Raw genomic sequence first — 19,016 nt, 5'->3', positions numbered from 1 at the left:
CTACAAGGAAGAAGCGCGCGGGCCGGGGCTTGCGGCCGGACGGTTGCGGTATATCTGAGACGGGTAGCAGCAAGGATGTCCCCATGCCCCAACCCAAGCTTTTCCAGCCGATCGCCATCGGCGGCCGGACCCTCGCGAACCGGATCGTGATCGCGCCGATGTGCATGTATTCGGCCGAGGACGGGCGGATGACCGACTGGCACCTGATGCATCTGGGCGCGCTGTCGCATTCCGGCGCGGCGATCCTGACCATCGAGGCCACCGCCGTCCTGCCCGAGGGCCGCATCTCTTATGCCGATGTCGGCCTGTGGGACGATGCGACCGAGGCAGCCATGGACCGGGTGCTGAAGGGCGTGCGCGCCTGGTCGGACATGCCCATCGCCATCCAGCTGGCCCATGCCGGGCGCAAGGCCTCGACCGCGAAGCCCTGGGAGGGCGGGGCGCAGATCGCGCCGGATGCGGCGCATGGCTGGCAGACCGTCTCGGCCTCGGACCTGCCCTTTGCCGAGGGCGAGAACCCGCCGATCGTGCTGGACCGCGGGGGACTGGCGCGGGTGCGCGACGCCTTTGCCGAGGCGGCGCGGCGCTCGGTGCGGCTGGGGATCGACGCGATCCAGATCCATGCCGCGCATGGCTATCTGCTGCACCAGTTCCTGTCGCCGCTGTCGAACCGGCGCGAGGACGACTATGGCGGCAGCCTGGAAAACCGCATGCGCTTTCCGCTGGAGGTTTTCGAGGCGGTGCGGGACGCGGTGCCGGCGGGCCATCCGGTCACGGTGCGCATCTCGGGCACCGACTGGGTCGAGGGCGGCTGGGACATTGCCGGCAGCATCGCCTTTTCGCAGGCGCTGGAGGCGCGGGGCTGCGCCGCCATCCATGTCAGCAGCGGCGGGCTGGACCGGCGCCAGCAGATCCCGGTCGGTCCCGGCTACCAGGTGCCGCTGGCGCGGGCGGTCAGGCAGGCCGTGGACATCCCGGTCATCGCCGTGGGCCTGATCACCGAGCCCGAGCAGGCCGAGGCCATCGTCGCCACCGGCGATGCCGACATGATCGCACTGGCCCGGACGGTGCTTTACGATCCGCGCTGGCCCTGGCACGCGGCGGCGAAGCTGGGCGCCAGCGTCTCGGCGCCGCCGCAGTTCTGGCGCTGCCAGCCCTCGGGGCTGCGGGATCTGTTTCGCAAGTGACCGCCGCCGCACGGGCGCCGGCTTTCCCGCCGGTGCCGCCTCGGGCTCAGACCGCGGTGTCCTGCCGGTGCGGGTCGTTGCGGTCGAAGATCATCAGCCCGTCCTCGGGCACCTGCCGCCCGGTCCAGCGCGGATCGGCGAGCGAGCGTTCCGCATCGCGCAGCCCGTCGCGCCAATGGTCCAGCATCGACAGGCGCGAGAACTCGTAATCCTTGGATGCGCTTTCGTAATCGGCATGGCGATAGATCAGGTGCATCAGGCTGACCGGATGGGCCGGGCCGGATTCGATCAGCATCGCCAGATCCGGGTCGTCGCGCCACTCGGCCGGCAGGCGCGCATGCAGCCGCCGCGCCGCGCTGGCCAGCGCATGGCGGATGCGGAATTCGTCGGTGTTCAGCCGGGTGCGGCTGGAAAAGCGGATCTCGCGCTCGCGCTGCTCGACCTGGGCCATGGTGCGGGGCAGGATGTCGCGCGACGGGTAGAGGTCCACCTGATAGATGCAGAGCGGCCGCGGGCTGGGCACCGCCAGCACGAATTGCAGCGGCGAGTTCGAGACCAGCCCGCCGTCCCAATAGTGCCGCCCCGCGATCTCGACCGCGGGAAAGCCCGGCGGCAGCGCGCCCGAGGCCATGACGTGATCGACGGTGATCCGCGTCTCGCGGCTGTCGAAACAGGTGAAGTTGCCGGTCTCGACATCGACGGCGCCGATGGACAGGCGCGGGCCTTCGGCATTGAGATAGTCGAAGTCGATCAGCGTCAGCAGCGTGTCGCGCAGGGGCGAGGTGTCGTACCAGCTGGTCTGCCGCATCAGGCCGGGCAGGAAGGAAAACAGGTCCGGGACGCGCGGGCGGAAGAAGCCGGGCGCGCCGAGCATGGTGGACATGGTGGCGCGGCTTTCGTTGCAGACCGCGCGCATCTGTTCGTGCAGCGGCCCGCCCTCGAAGCACGAGCCCAAAAGCCAGGGCGCGCCGGTCACCTCTTCCCAGAAGCGGCGCAGCGCCTCCAGCCGCCGGGCGGGACGGTTGCCGGCGATGAGCGCGGCATTGATCGAGCCGATCGAGATGCCGGCCAGCCATTCCGGCTCCTGCCCGGCGCGATGCAGTGCCTCATATGCGCCGGCCTGGAACGCCCCCAGCGCGCCGCCGCCCTGAAGGACGAAGACGACCTTCTCGGTTATTTCCCCGGTTCTGTCCTTCATCTGTGGCCTCGAATGCTGTGGTCCGGTCCCGTCGCGCCATGTCCCGGGGATGGAAAATTTCCATAATGTGCAGAAGAACGAAAGAAAAAAACGGTAAAAAGCGGCAAGGTGACGTTGCGTCCCGCGCAATTTCCGCCTGGGAGATTGTCACGGCCGCGCCAGCCGATATATTGGGGCATGACACAGCCGGAGCCAGCCGCCGACAAGCGCATGATCGACGACCCTTCCGACAGGCGCGGCCTGCCATGCCAAGCCGCCTTCCGGCATCTCCCTGACCCGAGCGAGCCCCTTTGATGTGGATCGAAGTCCTTGTCGTCCTTGTCCTGACCCTGCTCAACGGGCTTCTGGCCATGTCGGAACTGGCGATCGTCTCGGCCCGGCCGGCGCGGCTGAAGGTGCTGGCCGAACGCGGCGACCGCGGCGCCGCCACCGCGCTGGCGCTGGGCGAGGAGCCGGGGCGGTTCCTGTCCTCGGTCCAGATCGGCATCACCCTGGTCGGCATCCTGTCGGGCGCATTCTCCGGCGCGACGCTGGGCGCGCGGCTGGCGGCGGCGCTGCCGGGCTGGGGGGTGCCGGCCTCGCTGGCGCAGCCCTTGGGCATGGGCGGCGTGGTGGTGGCCATCACCTATCTGTCGCTGATCGTGGGCGAGCTGGTGCCCAAGCAACTGGCGCTGAAGGCGCCCGAGCGGGTCGCCGTGCGGGTGGCGCCGCTGATGCTGGCCATCTCGCGCGGGGCGGCGCCGCTGGTCTGGCTTCTGGACCGTTCGGGCAAGCTGGTCCTGGCGGCCCTGGGCCAGTCGGGCGAGGACCGGCAGACCATCAGCGACGAGGAGATCAAGCTGGTGATTTCGGAGGCCGAGACGGCGGGCGTCATGCACCGCGCCGAGACCGAGATGATCGCCGGGGTCATGCGCATCGCCGACCGCAGCGCGCGCGGGCTGATGACGCCGCGGCGCGAGATCGAGGCCGTCGATGTCGGCGACAGCTGGGAGGAGATGGCGCGCAAGTTCCGCGACGGCCGCCGCACCCGCCTGCCGGTCAGCGACGGCGACCCGAACAATCTGATCGGCGTCATTGCCAGCGTGGACCTGATGTCGCAAAGCCGCGCCGAGGCGGTGGACCTGCGCCAGGTGATGCAGCCTGCGCCGATCATCCCCGAGACCATGGATGCGCCCGAGGTCATCGCGCGGCTGCGCGCCGCGCCGGGGCAGATGCTGCTGGTTTATGACGAATACGGCCATTTCGAGGGCGTGGTGACGCCGATGGACGTGCTGGAGGCGATCACCGGCGAATTCGCCGGGCTCGACGACGACGAGCCGAAGCTGGTCGAGCGCGACGACGGCAGCCTGCTGGTGGCCGGCTGGATGCCGGTCGACGAATTTGCCGACCGGCTGTCGGTGCCGCTGGACGAGGATCGCGACTTTTCCACCGTCGCCGGGCTGGTGCTGGACTTGGCCGGCCGGCTGCCGCAGGCGGGGGATCGCGTGGACTGGCAGGGCTGGCGCATCGAGGTGGTGGACATGGACCATCGCCGCATCGACAAGCTGCTGGTCCAGCGGTTGCCGCTCTGATCCGCCACTCTGATCCGCCGGCCTGGTCCATCATGGGGCCCTGCCGGCGGGCGGGAAAGAACGCTTGTGATTTCCCGCGGGTTTGATAACTCTTGGTTATGAATTTCACCCTGCGCCAGATCACCTATTTCCTTGCCGTGGCCCGGCTGGGCCATTTCGGCCGCGCGGCCGAGACGGTGCATGTCTCGCAGCCGGGCCTGTCCAGCCAGATCGCCCAGCTCGAGGCGCGGCTGGGCGGGGCGCTGTTCGAACGCGGCGCCGGGGCCGGGCCGGTGCGGCTGACCGCGCTGGGTGAGCGGCTGTTGCCGGTGGCGCAGGAGCTGATCGACACCGCCAAGCGGCTGGAGGCGCTGGCGCGGGCCGGGCGGCTGCCCTTGTCGGGGCGGCTGCGGCTGGCGATCATTCCCACGGTGGCACCCTATCTGATCCCGCATCTGGTGCCGGCCCTGCGCGCCGGCCACCCGATGCTGGACCTGGAACTGCACGAGATCGCGACCGACGAGGTGGTCTCGGGCGTGTTGGGCCACCGTTTCGATGCCGGGATCATGGCCCTGCCGGTCAACGAGCCGGGGATCGAGGCCGAGCCGGTCCTGCGCGACGCCTTTCTGGTCGCGCTGTCGGGCCGCGACACCACGCTGCTTTCCGGCCCGGCTCGGCCCGAAAGCATTGAGGCCGACCGCCTGCTGCTGCTGGCCGATGGCCATTGCCTGCGCGATCAGGCGCTGGAGGTCTGCGGGCTGCGCAGCCCGCGCCGCAAGCTGAACCTCGAAGCGGCCTCGATGGCGACGCTGATGGGGATGGTGGCAAGCGGCATGGGCATGACGCTGATCCCGCGGCTGGCTCTGGCGGACGAGAACCGCGACGGCCGGCTGCGCATCGTGCCCTTCACCGAGCCGGCGCCCTCGCGCGATCTGGCGGTGGTCTGGCGCCGCAATGCCGAGGCCGGCGCGGATGCGCGCGCCCTGGCCCAGGCGGTGCGCGAACTGGCCCCGGTGCTGGGGGTCGAGCCGATCCCCCGTCCCGCACCCGATCCCTTGCCGGATACGCCGGTCCGCAAAAGGATCAGCGCAGGACGATCTTGACCGGCAGCACCAGGGCGGTGGTCCTGCCCGTGGGCGGCGCGGGCAGGCGCGGCATGCGCGAGGCCTGGCGGTTCAGCGCGGAATCGATGCCGGCATCCCCGGTCGAGCTTGCCAGCGATGCCCCGGCCACCCGGCCGCTGGGATCGACGCTGAAGCGCAGGGTCACGGTCATGGTGCCGCCGCGCCCGCTGAAGCGGGTGCGCTGCATGTGCCGCGCCACCGCGGCCTGCACCTTGGACTGCCAGCTGGCCACCTGCCGCGGGCTGGGCGTGCCGGCCTGGGCCTGGGGCGCGGCGGTTCGGTCGGATTGCGGCGCCCGGACGCGCGTGGTGGCTTGGCGGGCCGGCTGCTCTTCCGGGGCCTTTTCCTTTTTCTCGCGCTTCTTGGGCTCGGGCTGCTTTTCGACCACCTTCCGCTCGGGCTCCGGTTCGGGCTCGGGGCGCTCGGGCGGGCGTTCGGATTTCTGCAGCACCACCGCATCGGGCGGCGGCGGGAACAGCGAGTTCATGTCCGCCAGCGGCTCGAGCTCCTGAAGCGGCGGCATGGCGAGTTCCGGTTCGGGCTCGGGCTCGGGTTCCGGTTCAGGCTCGGCCTCGGCCATTTCGGGGGCCTCGGCTTCGTCCGGCGGGGCTGCGGCCTCGGGCATTGGCGCCAGTTCGACATAGACCGGGTCGGGCAGGCCGGGGGGTGCTGCGGCTTCGGCGCGTTGCAGGATCCACAGCGCACCGCCCATATGCGCGGCCAGGGCCACCGCCGCGGCGGTGCCCCATAACGCGCTGTCGCGCAGGGCCGGGGAAGGCTTCCAACTCATGGCGTGCGGGCTCCTCCGCTTGACGGGGTCGAGGCGGTCTGCTGGGCCGGGGCGGGTGCGGGGGGCGCATCAAGCTCGGCATCGGCGGGCTGGGCGGCGGGCGCCGCGCCCGCGCCGGTGGTCTCCAGCCCGACCAGCGCGATCTTCAGATAGCCGGTCTCGCGCAGGGTGTTCATGACGCCCATCAGGTCGCCATAGGACACGTCCTTGTCGGCGCGCAGGAAGATGCGTTCTTCGCGGTTGTTGTCGGTGGCGGCGGCCAGGGCCGCGGCCAGCCCGCCGGCGGCCACGTCCTCATTGCCCAGGGCAAGCGTCAGGTCGGGCTTGACGGTGATATAGACCGGCTGGTCGGGGCGCTGCGCCGGGGTCGCGTTCGAGACCGGCAGGTCCACGTTCACGTCCACCGTCGCCAGCGGCGCCGCCACCATGAAGATGATCAGCAGCACCAGCATCACGTCGATGAAGGGGGTGACGTTGATCTCGTGGTTCTCGACCAGATCGTCGCCTTGGGTTTCGCGGATGCCGCCGGCCATGGTTCAGACCTCCGTGCGCGGGGTGCCGCGGAAATCGAGGTCGCGGCTGACAAGGCGTTTGACCCCGGCGGCGGCATTGGCCAGCCGCAGGCGGTAGCCGGTGATGGCGCGGGCGAAGACGTTGTAGATCACCACGGCCGGGATGGCGGCGACCAGGCCGAGGGCGGTGGCCAGCAGCGCCTCGGCGATGCCCGGCGCCACGACGGCGAGGTTGGTGGTCTGCGCCTGCGAGATGCCGATGAAGCTGTTCATGATGCCCCAGACGGTGCCGAACAGGCCGACGAAGGGCGCGGTCGAGCCGATGGTGGCCAGCACGCCGGTGCCCCGGCTCATGCGCCGGCCGGCGATGGCCTCGATCCGGTCCAGATGCGAATCGACGCGCTCCTTGACGCCGGTGTCGCCGGCCTGGTCCAGCGCCGGGACCGAACGGTCGTATTCGGCGGCCGCGGCACGGATCATGCGCGATACCGGGTCGTTGCGGTTGCCGGCCGCTGCCAGCGCCGAGGGCAGGTTCGCCGCCGTCTCGACGCGCCGGATGCCCGATTGCGCGCGTCCCATGGCGCCCATCAGCTCCAGCAGCTTGGCGACCAGAACCGTCCAGGTCACGATCGAGGCGAAGGCCAGGCCGATCATCACCGCCTTCACCACCCAGTCGGCGGCCAGGAACATGCCCATCGGCGACAGGTCATGCGGCAGGTTCGGGTCGCGCTCCGGCGGGTTCAGCATCGGCGACAGCGCGTCCTGCACCGCCTGCGGCAGGATGCTCGACCCGGCGGGCTCGGCCGCTTCGGGCGTGGCCGGGGCAGGGGCCCCCGGCGTCGCGGCGGCGTCGGGTGCCGCCGGGGTCTGGATGGCGGCAGGCGCGGTCTCGGAGGGCGCCGCGGGCGTATCGGTGGCGGGAGCCGGTGCCGGGGTTTCCTGGGCGGGAGCTTCCGGCGCGGTCGCCGCGGGGGCCGGAGCGGGCGTCTCGGCCGCCGGGGTCGGCGTCGTTGTCGCAGGGGCGGCCGCTTCCGGCGCTGCCGCTTCGGGGGCCGCCGGTTCGCCGGCAGGGGCGGCCGGCTGGGTCTGGACCTCGGGCGCCGGGCTGGTCTGGCCTTCCGTGGCGGCTTCCTGCGCCGAGATCGGGGCGGCAAGCAGCAGGCAGGTCAAAGCAACGGCGGTCCCCGCGCGGCGGCGCGGCAGCGACATCTGGGTCATGGCGATCCTTATAGTTCCGGCATTCGATCCGTCCGCATCTTGCTGGGCGCGGCACATGCGAACTGGCATGCCGCCGACCCTCTGGCCGCGGTTCGGGCTTCGTATCAATCACCAAGGTAAAATTGTCAACTATTCCGCGGACCGGCTGCCGGCCTTTATGCCGACCAATAGGCCGCCAGGTGGCTCAGCACCCGGTCATGGCCCAGCGTTTCCAGCAGCAGGGCGCGAAGCGCGGCAATGCCGGATTTCTCCGCCGCCGCCCAGAGATAGCTGTCGGGCCGGGGCGGCGCGGCGCGCAGCAGGGCGCAAAGCGCCGCGGTTCCGCCGGGCAGGTGGCGCATGCGGAAGCCCGCGGGCCGGGGCAGCGGGTAGTCGGGCCGCGCGCCGAGCAGGAAGACCTCGCCCCGCGCGGTGCCGGCGCGCGATTCGAGGATGCGGGCGATGGCGGGCCAGGCGGTCTCGTCCCCGGCAAGCATCAGCTGCGCGGCCTGCGGGACGCCGCCGCCGCTGGGGCCGAGCAGGCCGACCTGCCGGTCTGCGCGCACCATGCGCGCCCAATGCGCCGCCCGTCCGCCGGGATGGTCGAAAATGTCCAGGTCCAGCCAGCCGGCATCGGCGTCGATGCGGCGCACGGTATAGACCGGGCGGTGCAGCGCCTTGTCGCCCCTGGGCCAGAGGATCTGACCATGGGCGCCGAGGCGGGGCCATTCCGGTGCCTCGTCGCCGGGCTGCGGCAGCACCAGGCGGAAATGCAGCGAATCCTCTGTCGCAAGCCGGTGCAGATCGGGCGCGGCCAGCCGCACGCGCAGGAAATCGCGGCAGAGCGGCGCGACTTCGGCGACATGGGCAAGGCTGAAATGGCCGGGCGGCTTGCCGGCATCCTCGGCCGAGGGCCAGCGCAGCGCCGCTGCCGCCGTCGGCAGGTGCTGCGCGAGCGGCCGGAAGATCGCCTGCTGCATCGCTTCCAGCCATTCGGCGCGATGCGCGCGGGCAAAGACCAGCACGCCGTCGCCGCGCCGCTTGGCCCCGAACTCGCCCATCTCGACCTGGCACCAGATCGAGCGGCCATGGCCGCTATGCAATTCCAGCCCGTGCCCCTGGGCCTCGTCGCGGATCAGTTGCTCGATCGGCGCGAAATCCTGGCCGGGCAGCAGGGCCTCGGACTGGAACTCGGGCAGGGGGGTGATGCGCATGGCTCGCCTTTCATGCCTTCAGGGATCAAGGTCGGGTCTGCGGCGCGACGCTGCAAGGGCTCAGGCCAGTCGCGCGATCTCGGCCGCCGCCGCCTCCAGCGCGCCCTTGCCATGCGGGATGGACAGGGCCGTCATCCCGGCCTCGACCGCCGCCAGAACGCCCAGCAACTGATGGGCATTGGCATGGCCCATATGGGCGATGCGCAGGGCGTTGTCGGGATCGGGCGCGCCCAGGCCGATCCCCAGCGTCACCCCCGCGCGGGTCGCGGTCCAGTCACGCAGGGCGCCGGCCTGCGGCAGCCGCGCCGCTGTGACCGAGCGGGCGCGGCCGGCGGGATCGGCGATCAGCGCCCCGATGCCGGGATGACCGGCGCCCCAGCAATCCAGCGCCGTCCAGGTGGCCCGCGCCAGCCCCTCGTGCCGGGCCCAGGCGGCGGGCAGGGTTTCCTCGTCCAGCAGCATCAGCAGCGCCTCGTTCATGCCGAAGATGTGCTGGACCGGTGGCGTGCCGCCCCAGAATTGCCACAGTTCCTGCGCCTCGGCGCGCGGGGTCCAGTCCCAGTAGGGTGTGGCCAGGCTGCTGCGCGCCCGCGCCTTGACCCGGTCCGAGAACCAGACGAAGGCCAGCCCCGGCGGCACCATCAGCCCCTTCTGGCTGGCCGAGACCAGCAGGTCGACGCCCCATTCGTCCATCTGCAAGGGCTCGCAGCCCAGCGAGGCGATGGCATCGACGGCCAGGAAGGCGGGGTGGCCGCCCATGGCCGCGCGCAGGGCGGGGATGTCGGCGCGGGCGGAACTGGCGGTATCGACCTGGCAGACCAGCACGGCGCGGACCCGCCCCTCGCGGTCCTGCGCCAGCCGGTCGGCCAGGCGCTGCGGGTCGGGGGGCGCCAGGCCGAAGTCCAGTTCCTCGACCTCGATCCCCAGCGCGCGGGCCGAAGCAGCCCAGGAACGGCCGAAATGGCCCGAGACCAGCGCCAGCGCCCGCTCGCCCCGGTCGAGCAGGTTGACATTGGCCGCCTCCCATCCGGCATGGCCGTTGCCGATATAGGGCGCGACATGGCCCGCGGTGCCGGCCAGCCGTTTGAGCCCGGCGATCATGGCGCGGTTCTCGGCCGCCAGTTCCGGGCCGTAGATGTCGGGCGAGGCCCGGTGCATGGCGCGCAGCACGCGGTCGGGGACGGGCGAGGGGCCGGGAATGGCAAGGACGGCGCGGCCGTGGGCAAAGCTCATGGAGGATGCCTTTCTGATGACCCGCCATCGGTAGGATGGCCCCGCGCAAGGTCAACGGGGCGCACGGGGCCGGGCGGCGAAGCCCGGGTCGGTTGCGCGGTCGCAGGGGTATTTGCGGAACGAAGAAGCGCGGGGCCGCTGCATGCCGTCGGCTGGACGTGGCGGGCAGAGCGTGGCGGCGGGTTGCCCCCGCGCGGCTTGCGCCTTATCCCTTGGGCCGAACCGAGGTTCCGGGGGCGCGATGGCGGACAGGATTCACAGGACGGCCAATCTGTTCGCCCGCATGTGGCGCGACTATCTGCGGCCCTATTCGGGCCGCATCCTGCTGGCGCTGCTGTTCCTGGTCATCGAGGGCTCGACCCTGGGCATGCTCAGCTGGATGCTGAAGCCGCTGTTCGACCGGGTCTTCGTTGGCGGCGATACCGATGCGATCTGGTGGGTCGGCGGCGCGATCTTCGCGCTGTTCCTGATCCGCGCCACCACCTTCGTCATCAACCGCAGCCTGATGACCTCGGTCTCGCTGGCGGTCTCGACCAGCATGCAGACCGATCTCTTGCGCCATATCATGACGCTGGACGGCGGCTTTTTCCAACAGAACCCGCCCGGCGCGCTGATCGAGCGGGTGCAGGGCGATTCCGTCGCGGTGCAGGGGGTGTGGTCCACCTTCATCGCGGGGGCGGGACGGGACATGGTGTCGCTGGTGTCGCTGTTCGGGGTGGCGCTGGCCGTCGATCCCTGGTGGACCATGGCGGCGCTGGTCGGTGCGCCGCTTCTGATCCTGCCGACGCTGCTGGTGCAGCGCTATATCCGGCGCAAGATGCGGCAGAACCGCGTCAATGCCAGCCAGCGCGCCACCCGGCTGGACGAGGTGCTGCACGGCATCAACGCCGTCAAGCTGAACCGCATGGAGGATTACCAGGCTGGCCGCTTTGCCCAGATCGTCGCCCGCATCCGCCAGGCCGAGGTCAAGATGTCGGGCATCGGCGCCACGGTGCCGGCGCTGGTCGATGTCGTGACCGGCCTGGGCTTCATCGGCGTGCTGGCGCTTGGCGGGGCCGAGGTGACGCGGGGCGAGCGAACGGTCGGCGACTTCATGTCCTTCTTTACCGCCATGGCGCTGGCCTTCCAGCCCTTGCGCCGGCTGGGGGCCTTGACCGGCACCTGGCAGATCGCCGCGGCGAGCCTGGAGCGGATCTATGCCGTGCTGGACATGCGGCCCGCCATCACCTCGGGGCTGCGGCGCGAGCCGCCTCCCGATACCACCATTCGTTTCCGGGACGTGCGGCTGGCCTATGACAACCATCCGGTGCTGAACGGGCTGACCTTCACCGCCGAGGCGGGCAGGACCACCGCGCTGGTCGGGCCCTCGGGGCAGGGAAATCCACCGTCTTCAACCTGTTGACGCGGCTTGTTGATCCAGAATCTGGGCAGATCACCCTGGGCGGCGTGCCCCTGCGCGAATTCGACCTGGGGGTGTTGCGCGACCAGTTCTCGACCGTCAGCCAGGATGCGGCGCTGTTCGACGAGACGCTGCGCGAGAACATCCTGCTGGGCGGCGCACAGGATGACGAGGCGCTGCGCCGCGCCGTCGTGGCCGCCCATGTCGCCGATTTCACCGATGGGCTGCCCCTGGGGCTGGACACGCCGGCCGGCCCGCGCGGCTCGGCCCTGTCGGGGGGCAGCGCCAGCGCGTCGCCATCGCCCGCGCCGTGCTGCGCAACGCGCCGATCCTGCTTCTGGACGAGGCGACCAGCGCATTGGACGCGCAAAGCGAGCGGGTGGTGCAGCAGGCGCTGGACGAGCTTTCGGCCGGGCGCACCACGCTGGTCATCGCGCACCGGCTTTCGACCGTGCGGCAGGCCGACAAGATCGTGGTGGTCGAGGCCGGCCGGGTTGTCGAAGAGGGCAGCCATGACCAGCTTATGGCCCGGGGCGGCGCCTATGCCGCGCTGGTCCGGTTGCAATTCGGAGAGGATTGATGCGGCGCATTCTGGCGGTTTCGGGCGAGGATCGGGTCGATTTCCTGCAAGGGCTGGTGACCAACAAGGTCGGTCCGGTCCCGGCTTGGGCGGCGCTCTTGACGCCGCAGGGCAAGTACCTGGCCGATTTCCTGGTCGTACCGGAGGAGGAGCGGCTGCTGGTCGATGTCGATGCGCGGATGGCGGACGACCTGATGCGGCGGCTGTCGATGTATCGGCTGCGCTCGAAGGTCGCGATCGAGCCGACGGATCTGGCCGTCGCCCGCGGCACCGGGCTGGCGCCCGAGGGAGCGATCATGGACCCGCGGCATGAGGCGCTCGGCTGGCGGCTTTACGGGGCCGAGGGGGATGACGGCACCGACTGGGATGCCATCCGGGTCGAACATTGCATCCCCGAAACCCTGGTCGAGCTGATCCCGAACGAGACCTTCATCCTGGAAGCCGGGTTCGAGCGCCTGCATGGCGTCGATTTCCGCAAGGGCTGCTATGTCGGGCAAGAGGTCACGGCGCGGATGAAGCACAAGACCGAATTGCGCAAGGGGCTGGTGACGGTCGGGATCGAGGGCGCGGCCCCTGTCGGCACGCCGATCCTGATGGCGGACGGGCGCGAGGCCGGCACGCTTTTCACCCAGTCCGGCGGGCGCGCCATCGCCCATATGCGCTTCGACCGCATGGGCGAGGGATTGACGGCGGGGGACGCCCGCATCATCCCATGACGACCGGGCCGGCCGGGGAGCGCGTCCGCCGCATCGTGCATGTGGACATGGACGCCTTCTATGCCTCGGTCGAGCAGCGCGACAACCCGGAGCTGCGCGGGCGGCCGGTCGCGGTGGGCGGCATCCAGCGCGGCGTGGTGGCGGCGGCCAGCTACGAGGCGCGGCGCTATGGCGTGCGCTCGGCCATGCCCTCGATGCGGGCGATGCGGCTCTGCCCCGAACTGGTCTTCGTGAAGCCGCGCTTCGACGTCTATCGCGCCGTCAGCCAGCAGGTCCGCGCGATCTTTGCCGAATACACCCCGCTGGTCGAGCCGCTGTCGCTGGACGAGGCCTATCTGGACCTGACCGATCACCTGGCCGGCCGCACCGCCACCCGCATCGCGCAGGAGATCCGGGCGCGCATCCGGCAGGCGACCGGGCTGACCGCCTCGGCCGGGGTCAGCTACAACAAGTTCCTGGCCAAGCTGGCCTCGGACCAGCGCAAGCCGGACGGGCTGTTCGTGATCCCGCCCGAGGCCGGGGCAGCGTTCGTGCAAGGCCTGCCCATCGGCCGCTTTCACGGCATCGGCCCGGCCACGGCGGCGCGGATGCAGGCGCATGGCATCCTGACCGGCGCCGACCTGGCCCGGCAGAGCCTGGAGTTCCTGACCGCGCGTTTTGGCAAGTCGGGCAGCTATTACTGGCACATCGCCCGCGGCATCGACACGCGCGAGGTCAAGCCCAACCGCATCCGCAAGAGCATCGGCGCCGAGAATACCTATTTCGAGGACCTGCGCGATCTGGCCGCCGCGCATGAGGCGCTGGCCGAGCTGGCCGACAAGGTCTGGCGCCATGCCGCATCCGCCGCGCGTCGGGGCCGCACGGTGACGCTGAAGGTGAAATACGGCGATTTCCGCCAGATCACCCGCGCGCGCTCGCTGCCGCGCGCCGTCGAAAGCCGCGACGAGATGCTGGAGATGGCCCGCGACCTTCTGGCGCCGGTCTTTGCCGATCCGCATGGGGTGCGGCTTCTGGGCATCACGCTGTCGGGGCTGGAGGAGGCGCGGCAGGACGAGCCGCCGCGCCAGCTGGGCCTGTTCGATCAGGCGTAGAGGTTGATGACCCCGACCTTCTGGTGGATGCCGTTCACCGTCTCCTTGTCGAGGCCGAGGCCCTGCGCCAGCCTGTGCAGGTATTCGGCCTCCTTGCGGTTGTCGAACTCGATCGCCATCAGCGACATCAGATAGACCTGCGGGCCGAAACCCTGCGGCACCTCGCGCGCCAGGGCCTCGGCATCGACCGGGGCGGTCATCTGCTCGCGGATGAAGGCGCGTTCCTCGTCGTCCAGTTCGCCGAACTCGGCCATCAGCTTGGCCTTTTCGTTCTCGTCGATCTCGCCATCGGATTTCGCGGCTTGGATCATTGCCTTCAGCATCAGCCCGGCCAGGGCGTTCTGTTCCGGGGTGGGGGCGGTCGTGGGCTCGTCGCCGCTGGCCAGCGCCTCGTTGAAAAGCTCGCCGAAACTGGCGTCGTTCTGCGGCTGGGCGTCCTTTTGCGCCAGGCCGCCGGCCTGAGGGGCATGGCCCTGCGGCTGCGCGCCGCGACCGCCCAGCAGATCGCCCAGCACCCCGCCGAGGCCGCCCGCCGCCGCGCCGCCCAGCACGCCCGATCCCGTGCTGCCGCGCCCGCCGGTCAACTGGTCGAGCAACCCGCCCAGCCCGCCCTGGGCCGCGCCGGTGTGGCGGGAAGAGTTCGGCCCGCCATAGGGCGCGCCGCCGCCCACGACGGTGGCGCCGCCGCTGCGCCCGCCCAGCACCTGGCCCAGCATGTCGCCCAGCCCGCCCGAGCCGCTGCGGCGGTCGCCGGCCTGCCCGGTATTGTTGCCGAACAGTTCGTCGAGCAACCCGCCCGAACTGCGCCCGCCACCCGATGGCGGCCGGTTCTGGGCGTTCTTCATCATGGTTCCGATCCCCTTGGCCAGCATGACGCCAGCCGCGACGCGGGCGAGGGATTTCATCAGGCTCATCTCGTTCCTCCGAAAGCGTTGCGGGGCCGCCGGGCCGGGCAGCCTTCTTTGCACAATTCCAACGTATTCGCCGGGCTCCGGTTCCACCGCCACAGGCCCCGCGGCAAAGGCCCAGCCGCCCTTGATTTTTCCCCGGCACGATTATAAGTCGCGGCGGATGTTTCACGACGGGGGCTGTCGCGCGGGTGGCCCCCCCGATAGGAGGCCATGATGGCAAAGGCAAAGTTTGAACGGACGAAACCGCACGTCAACATCGGGACGATCGGTCACGTTGACCACGGCAAGACGACGCTGACGGCTGCGATCACCAAGTATTTCGGTGAATTCAAGGCCTATGACCAGATCGACGGCGCTCCCGAGGAGCGTGCGCGTGGCATCACGATCTCGACCGCGCATGTGGAATACGAATCGGAGAACCGGCACTACGCCCACGTGGACTGCCCCGGCCACGCGGACTACGTGAAGAACATGATCACGGGCGCCGCGCAGATGGACGGCGCGATCCTGGTGGTGAACGCGGCGGACGGCCCGATGCCGCAGACGCGCGAGCACATCCTGCTGGGCCGTCAGGTCGGCATCCCCTACATGGTCGTCTACCTGAACAAGGTCGACCAGGTGGACGATCCGGAACTGCTGGAACTGGTCGAGATGGAAGTGCGCGAGCTGCTGTCCTCCTACGACTATCCCGGCGACGACATCCCGATCATCAAGGGTTCGGCGCTGGCGGCGCTGGAAGGCCGCGACAAGGAGATCGGCGAGGATTCGATCCGCGCGCTGATCGCGGCGGTGGACGAATACATCCCGACGCCCGAGCGTGCGGTTGACCTGCCGTTCCTGATGCCGATCGAGGACGTGTTCTCGATCTCGGGCCGCGGCACGGTTGTGACCGGCCGTGTCGAGCGCGGCGCGGTGAACGTGGGCGACGAGCTCGAGATCGTCGGCATCCGCCCGACGAAGAAGACGACCTGCACCGGTGTCGAGATGTTCCGCAAGCTGCTGGACCGCGGGGAAGCCGGCGACAACATCGGCGCGCTGCTGCGCGGCATCGAGCGCGACGGCGTCGAGCGCGGCCAGGTTCTGGCCAAGCCCGGCTCGGTGACGCCGCATACCGAGTTCGAGGCCGAGGCCTATATCCTGACCAAGGAAGAGGGTGGCCGGCACACGCCGTTCTTCGCGAACTACCGTCCGCAGTTCTACTTCCGCACGACGGACGTGACCGGGACGGTGAAGCTTCCCGAGGGCACCGAGATGGTGATGCCGGGCGACAACCTGAAGTTCACGGTGGAGCTGATCGCGCCGATCGCGATGGAGGAGAAGCTGCGCTTCGCCATCCGCGAGGGCGGCCGCACGGTCGGCGCCGGCGTGGTGTCGAAGATCCTGAAGTGATCTGGCGGGGGCGGCGGCCCTGCGCCGCTGCCCCGCCCGGGATCATCGGGTGATCCCGCGAGGGATATCGCGATGAGGGGCCGCTCCGCAGGGGGCGGCCTTTCTGCTTGCCGCGGCGCGGCAGCCGGGGCGCTGCCCCGGACCCCGGGATATTTCGGCAAGAAAGAAGCAAGGCAAAGCGGACGCGCGGGAGAGGGGCCGGAGAGGGTTTTTCATGCTATCCTTGCGCCAGCAGGCAAAGGGAGAGGACGATGACCGAACGCAGGAAGGCTTCCGATTTCCATCCCCGCATCCTCGAGATCTTCGACGGCTATGTGCATGGGCGCATCGGCAAGCGGGAGTTCATGGTGCAGGCGGCGCAATTCGCCACCGCCGGGATGAGCGCCGCGGCGATCTTCGAGGCGCTGCGGCCAAATTACGCCCTGGCCCAGCAGGTACCGCCCGACGACCCCGCCATCGCGACCCAGGCCGTGAGCTATGACAGCCCCGCGGGCAATGGCCGCATCAGCGGGCTGATGGCGCGGCCGGCCGGGGCGCAGGGCAAGCTGCCCGCCGTGCTGGTGGTGCACGAGAACCGCGGGCTGAACCCCTATATCGAGGATGTCGTGCGTCGCCTGGGCAAGGCGGGCTACCTGGCCTTCGGGCCGGACGGGTTGAGCCCGCTTGGCGGCTATCCCGGCAATGACGAGCAGGGGCGCGAGATGCAGGCCGGCCTCGACCCGGTGAAGCTGATGGAGGATTTCTTTGCCGCCCATGAATTCCTGCGCGACCATGCCGATTCGACCGGCAAGGTCGGCGCGGTCGGCTTCTGCTATGGCGGCGGGGTCTGCAACGCGCTGGCGGTGGCCTATCCCGAACTGGCCGCCTCGGTACCCTTCTACGGCCGCCAGCCCCGTCCCGAGGAAGTGGCGCAGATCCAGGCGCCGCTGATGCTGCATTATGCCGAGCACGACGAGCGCGTGAACGAGGGCTGGCCGGCCTATGAGGCGGCGCTGAAGGAGCATGGCAAGGAATACCAGGCCTTTTTCTATCCCGGCACCCAGCACGGCTTCCACAATGACACAACGCCGCGCTACGACGAGGCGGCGGCGGAACTGGCCTGGCAGCGGACGCTGGATTTCTTCGCCGCAAAGCTCTCCTGACGCGAATTGTCAGCAGGACGGGGCGATCCTTGCCGGGAAAGGAGATTTCGCATGATCGACCATATCGGATTTCCCGTCTCGGACCTGGCCCGCTCGCGCGCTTTCTACGACCGGGCGCTGGTGCCGCTGGGCATCGGGCTGCTGATGGAGGTGACCGAAGAGATGACCGGCGGCCATGGCGCGCATCTGGGCTATGGCCGCGAGGGCAAGCCGTTCTTCTGGATCGGCAGCGGCCGGTCTGCCGGTCCGGGCACTCATGTCGCCTTTGCCGCGCCCGACCGGGCGACGGTGGACGCCTTTCATGCCGCCGCGCTGGCCGCGGGCGGGCAGGACAACGGTGCGCCGGGGCTGCGGCCGGAATACCATCCCGGCTATTATGGCGCCTTCGTGCTCGACCCTGACGGCAACAATATCGAGGCCGTCCACCACGGAGAGCCGGCATGACCGCCTATCACGGCTCCTGTTTCTGCGGCGCCGTCCGCTTCGAGGCCGAGGGCGACCTGTCGCAAGGCACCATGCGCTGCAATTGCAGCTTCTGCCGCAAGATGCGCTATTGGGAGATGCGGTTGCCCGACCCGGAACGCTTCCGCATCACCCATGGCGCCGAGATGCTGGCCGAGACCCCGCGCCGGCAGCAGGACGGTGTGGACATGCACCATATGTTCTGCGCCCGCTGCGGGACGAGGCTGTGGACTGAGGGCAACCTGGAAGAGATGGGCGGCCGCTTCGTCCAGGTCTGCGTCAGTGCGCTGGACGATGTGTCCGAGGCCGAGCTGATCGCCGCCCCGGTCTTCTATGCCGACGGCGCGCATGACGCCTGGTGGAACCCCGCACCCGAGACCCGGCACCTGTGACCGCAGGCCGCGCGCCGCATGCGCTTTCTCCGTTTTCCAAATACTCCGGGGGAGCCCCGCAGGGGCGGGGGCGGAGCCCCCCGGCGCCAGCGTATCCAGGCCCGACTGCCGCCCGGTTGCCTCGGCGGCGAAATCCCGCTATGGTGCCTGCCGCAGCAGAGGAGAACGGTGTCATGGACAGCTCGCAAATCTGACCTTTCACGGACGGATTGAAGAGGATTCCCATGACTGCCCACTTCCTTGATGCGGCTTTGCCCCATCCCATGCGCTTTCCCGACGGCACTCTGAACCGGGGGCTGGTGCATCTGAACCGGGTGATCGACCATCCGAATATCGAGATCGGCGATTTCACCTATGCCAGCAGCTTCGACCCGCCGGACGACTGGGCGGCGCGGCTGGCGCCCTATACCTATGCCGGCGCGCCCGAGCGGCTGGTGATCGGGCGGTTCTGCCAGATCGCCGACCGGGTGCGGATCGTCACCGCCTCGGCCAATCATCCGATGGCCGGGATCTCGACCTATCCCTTCGCGATCTTCGACCATGCGCGGGTCGGCGATTACATCGACCAGATCAGCGGCTTGCCGGATACGGTGATCGGCCACGATGTCTGGATCGGCGACGGCGCCACCATCCTGCCGGGCGCGCGGATCGGCAGCGGCGTCATCATCGGCGCCGGCGCGGTGGTCGGGGGCGTGGTGCCGGATTACGCGGTGGTCGCGGGCAATCCCGGTCGTGTCATAAGGCTGCGCTTCGACGATGCCACCATCGCCCGGCTCATGGCGTTGCAATGGTGGCACTGGCCCGTGGCGCGGATCGCCCGCGCCACCGCCGCGCTGGCCCGTGCCGATGTCGCGGCGCTTGAGGAACTGGCCGCCTGAGGCGGCGCGACGAAACGAACCGGGCAAGCGCCCGGACTGATGCGAATGAGG

At 70.0% G+C, this 19,016-nt stretch carries 17 protein-coding genes and 1 pseudogene; 11 read left to right on the top strand and 7 right to left on the bottom strand.

Annotated elements, in window-relative coordinates; translation table 11 throughout:
• The first annotated feature begins 83 nt into the window (after positions 1-83).
• Positions 84-1,187: an NADH:flavin oxidoreductase/NADH oxidase gene (locus ESD82_RS18260; protein ID WP_147427680.1), complete on the top strand. Its 1,104-nt coding sequence runs from the start codon at positions 84-86 to the stop codon at positions 1,185-1,187.
• A gap of 46 nt (positions 1,188-1,233) precedes the next feature.
• On the opposite strand, the gene ESD82_RS18255 is transcribed toward ESD82_RS18260, so the two are convergent.
• The gene (locus ESD82_RS18255) at positions 1,234-2,385 is read right to left on the bottom strand and encodes a DUF3734 domain-containing protein (RefSeq protein ID WP_024843775.1); all 1,152 of its coding nucleotides are present in this window, start codon (positions 2,383-2,385) and stop codon (positions 1,234-1,236) included.
• 293 nt (positions 2,386-2,678) lie between these two features.
• On the opposite strand from ESD82_RS18255, the gene ESD82_RS18250 reads away from it, so the two are divergent.
• Both ESD82_RS18250 and ESD82_RS18245 read left to right on the top strand, forming a co-directional pair.
• Entirely contained in the window at positions 2,679-3,956 is a 1,278-nt protein-coding gene (locus ESD82_RS18250) for a hemolysin family protein (RefSeq protein ID WP_024843774.1), read from the top strand.
• A gap of 98 nt (positions 3,957-4,054) precedes the next feature.
• Positions 4,055-5,038 carry a hydrogen peroxide-inducible genes activator gene (locus tag ESD82_RS18245; protein WP_147427681.1) on the top strand — a complete coding sequence of 328 codons (984 nt, stop codon included), beginning with the start codon at positions 4,055-4,057 and terminating at the stop codon, positions 5,036-5,038.
• On the opposite strand, the gene ESD82_RS18240 is transcribed toward ESD82_RS18245, so the two are convergent.
• The 5 genes from ESD82_RS18240 to ESD82_RS18220 all read right to left on the bottom strand — a co-directional run bounded on the left by ESD82_RS18240 (position 5,019) and on the right by ESD82_RS18220 (position 10,005).
• Complete coding sequence (locus ESD82_RS18240) at positions 5,019-5,849, bottom strand: energy transducer TonB family protein (protein ID WP_024843772.1); 831 nt, start codon at positions 5,847-5,849, stop codon at positions 5,019-5,021. The genes ESD82_RS18245 and ESD82_RS18240 overlap by 20 nt on opposite strands.
• A complete protein-coding gene (gene exbD / locus ESD82_RS18235; protein ID WP_024843771.1) occupies positions 5,846-6,382 on the bottom strand; it encodes a TonB system transport protein ExbD in 537 nt (178 codons plus the stop codon). The genes ESD82_RS18240 and exbD overlap by 4 nt, the downstream gene beginning before the upstream one ends.
• 3 nt (positions 6,383-6,385) lie before the next feature.
• Positions 6,386-7,579, bottom strand: coding sequence for a tonB-system energizer ExbB (gene exbB, locus ESD82_RS18230; protein ID WP_147427682.1), 1,194 nt, complete (start codon positions 7,577-7,579; stop codon positions 6,386-6,388).
• A 155-nt stretch (positions 7,580-7,734) separates the two neighbouring features.
• Positions 7,735-8,772, bottom strand: a complete 1,038-nt coding sequence (locus ESD82_RS18225; protein WP_024843769.1) for a siderophore-interacting protein — start codon at positions 8,770-8,772, stop codon at positions 7,735-7,737.
• A gap of 60 nt (positions 8,773-8,832) precedes the next feature.
• Positions 8,833-10,005: a pyridoxal-phosphate-dependent aminotransferase family protein gene (locus ESD82_RS18220; RefSeq protein WP_147427683.1), complete on the bottom strand. Its 1,173-nt coding sequence runs from the start codon at positions 10,003-10,005 to the stop codon at positions 8,833-8,835.
• A gap of 241 nt (positions 10,006-10,246) precedes the next feature.
• On the opposite strand from ESD82_RS18220, the pseudogene ESD82_RS18215 reads away from it, so the two are divergent.
• From ESD82_RS18215 to dinB, 3 genes and pseudogenes are all read left to right on the top strand, one after another.
• Positions 10,247-11,984 (top strand): annotated as a pseudogene (locus ESD82_RS18215) (ABC transporter ATP-binding protein).
• Positions 11,984-12,700: a CAF17-like 4Fe-4S cluster assembly/insertion protein YgfZ gene (ygfZ, locus tag ESD82_RS18210; protein WP_024843766.1), complete on the top strand. Its 717-nt coding sequence runs from the start codon at positions 11,984-11,986 to the stop codon at positions 12,698-12,700. The pseudogene ESD82_RS18215 and the gene ygfZ overlap by 1 nt, the downstream one beginning before the upstream one ends.
• Complete coding sequence (gene dinB / locus ESD82_RS18205; RefSeq protein WP_147427685.1) at positions 12,697-13,791, top strand: DNA polymerase IV; 1,095 nt, start codon at positions 12,697-12,699, stop codon at positions 13,789-13,791. The genes ygfZ and dinB overlap by 4 nt, the downstream gene beginning before the upstream one ends.
• On the opposite strand, the gene ESD82_RS18200 is transcribed toward dinB, so the two are convergent.
• Positions 13,782-14,705: a tellurite resistance TerB family protein gene (locus tag ESD82_RS18200; RefSeq protein WP_147427686.1), complete on the bottom strand. Its 924-nt coding sequence runs from the start codon at positions 14,703-14,705 to the stop codon at positions 13,782-13,784. The two genes, dinB and ESD82_RS18200, sit on opposite strands and share 10 nt — an antisense overlap.
• 210 nt (positions 14,706-14,915) lie before the next feature.
• Between ESD82_RS18200 and tuf the strand changes: the two genes are divergently transcribed.
• The 5 genes from tuf to ESD82_RS18175 all read left to right on the top strand — a co-directional run bounded on the left by tuf (position 14,916) and on the right by ESD82_RS18175 (position 18,965).
• Positions 14,916-16,091 (top strand): elongation factor Tu, encoded by a 1,176-nt coding sequence (gene tuf / locus ESD82_RS18195; RefSeq protein ID WP_024843763.1) that lies wholly within the window; start codon positions 14,916-14,918, stop codon positions 16,089-16,091.
• Positions 16,092-16,342: 251 nt separating this feature from the next.
• Entirely contained in the window at positions 16,343-17,233 is an 891-nt protein-coding gene (gene yghX / locus ESD82_RS18190) for a YghX family hydrolase (RefSeq protein WP_028710833.1), read from the top strand.
• Positions 17,234-17,284: 51 nt separating this feature from the next.
• Positions 17,285-17,677, top strand: a complete 393-nt coding sequence (locus tag ESD82_RS18185) for a VOC family protein (protein ID WP_024845747.1) — start codon at positions 17,285-17,287, stop codon at positions 17,675-17,677.
• Positions 17,674-18,087 (top strand): GFA family protein, encoded by a 414-nt coding sequence (locus ESD82_RS18180; RefSeq protein ID WP_024845746.1) that lies wholly within the window; start codon positions 17,674-17,676, stop codon positions 18,085-18,087. The genes ESD82_RS18185 and ESD82_RS18180 overlap by 4 nt, the downstream gene beginning before the upstream one ends.
• 224 nt (positions 18,088-18,311) lie before the next feature.
• Positions 18,312-18,965: a CatB-related O-acetyltransferase gene (locus ESD82_RS18175; RefSeq protein WP_147427687.1), complete on the top strand. Its 654-nt coding sequence runs from the start codon at positions 18,312-18,314 to the stop codon at positions 18,963-18,965.
• Positions 18,966-19,016 lie beyond the last annotated feature (51 nt).

Origin of the sequence: Paracoccus pantotrophus (genome assembly GCF_008824185.1) — a bacterium.
GTDB classification, from domain to species: domain Bacteria; phylum Pseudomonadota; class Alphaproteobacteria; order Rhodobacterales; family Rhodobacteraceae; genus Paracoccus; species Paracoccus pantotrophus.
The sequence above is the reverse complement of the archived record's forward strand: the minus strand, read 5'-3'. Positions and strand labels throughout refer to the sequence as shown.

Bases quoted from the DNA above. Each gene is read 5' to 3' on its own strand.
- ESD82_RS18260 (WP_147427680.1), top strand. From the start codon at position 84: ATGCCCCAACCCAAGCTTTTCCAGCCGATCGCCATCGGCGGCCGGACC.
- ESD82_RS18255 (WP_024843775.1), bottom strand. From the start codon at position 2,385: ATGAAGGACAGAACCGGGGAAATAACCGAGAAGGTCGTCTTCGTCCTT.
- ESD82_RS18250 (WP_024843774.1), top strand. From the start codon at position 2,679: ATGTGGATCGAAGTCCTTGTCGTCCTTGTCCTGACCCTGCTCAACGGG.
- ESD82_RS18245 (WP_147427681.1), top strand. From the start codon at position 4,055: ATGAATTTCACCCTGCGCCAGATCACCTATTTCCTTGCCGTGGCCCGG.
- ESD82_RS18240 (WP_024843772.1), bottom strand. From the start codon at position 5,849: ATGAGTTGGAAGCCTTCCCCGGCCCTGCGCGACAGCGCGTTATGGGGC.
- exbD (WP_024843771.1), bottom strand. From the start codon at position 6,382: ATGGCCGGCGGCATCCGCGAAACCCAAGGCGACGATCTGGTCGAGAAC.
- exbB (WP_147427682.1), bottom strand. From the start codon at position 7,579: ATGACCCAGATGTCGCTGCCGCGCCGCCGCGCGGGGACCGCCGTTGCT.
- ESD82_RS18225 (WP_024843769.1), bottom strand. From the start codon at position 8,772: ATGCGCATCACCCCCCTGCCCGAGTTCCAGTCCGAGGCCCTGCTGCCC.
- ESD82_RS18220 (WP_147427683.1), bottom strand. From the start codon at position 10,005: ATGAGCTTTGCCCACGGCCGCGCCGTCCTTGCCATTCCCGGCCCCTCG.
- ygfZ (WP_024843766.1), top strand. From the start codon at position 11,984: ATGCGGCGCATTCTGGCGGTTTCGGGCGAGGATCGGGTCGATTTCCTG.
- dinB (WP_147427685.1), top strand. From the start codon at position 12,697: ATGACGACCGGGCCGGCCGGGGAGCGCGTCCGCCGCATCGTGCATGTG.
- ESD82_RS18200 (WP_147427686.1), bottom strand. From the start codon at position 14,705: ATGAGCCTGATGAAATCCCTCGCCCGCGTCGCGGCTGGCGTCATGCTG.
- tuf (WP_024843763.1), top strand. From the start codon at position 14,916: ATGGCAAAGGCAAAGTTTGAACGGACGAAACCGCACGTCAACATCGGG.
- yghX (WP_028710833.1), top strand. From the start codon at position 16,343: ATGACCGAACGCAGGAAGGCTTCCGATTTCCATCCCCGCATCCTCGAG.
- ESD82_RS18185 (WP_024845747.1), top strand. From the start codon at position 17,285: ATGATCGACCATATCGGATTTCCCGTCTCGGACCTGGCCCGCTCGCGC.
- ESD82_RS18180 (WP_024845746.1), top strand. From the start codon at position 17,674: ATGACCGCCTATCACGGCTCCTGTTTCTGCGGCGCCGTCCGCTTCGAG.
- ESD82_RS18175 (WP_147427687.1), top strand. From the start codon at position 18,312: ATGACTGCCCACTTCCTTGATGCGGCTTTGCCCCATCCCATGCGCTTT.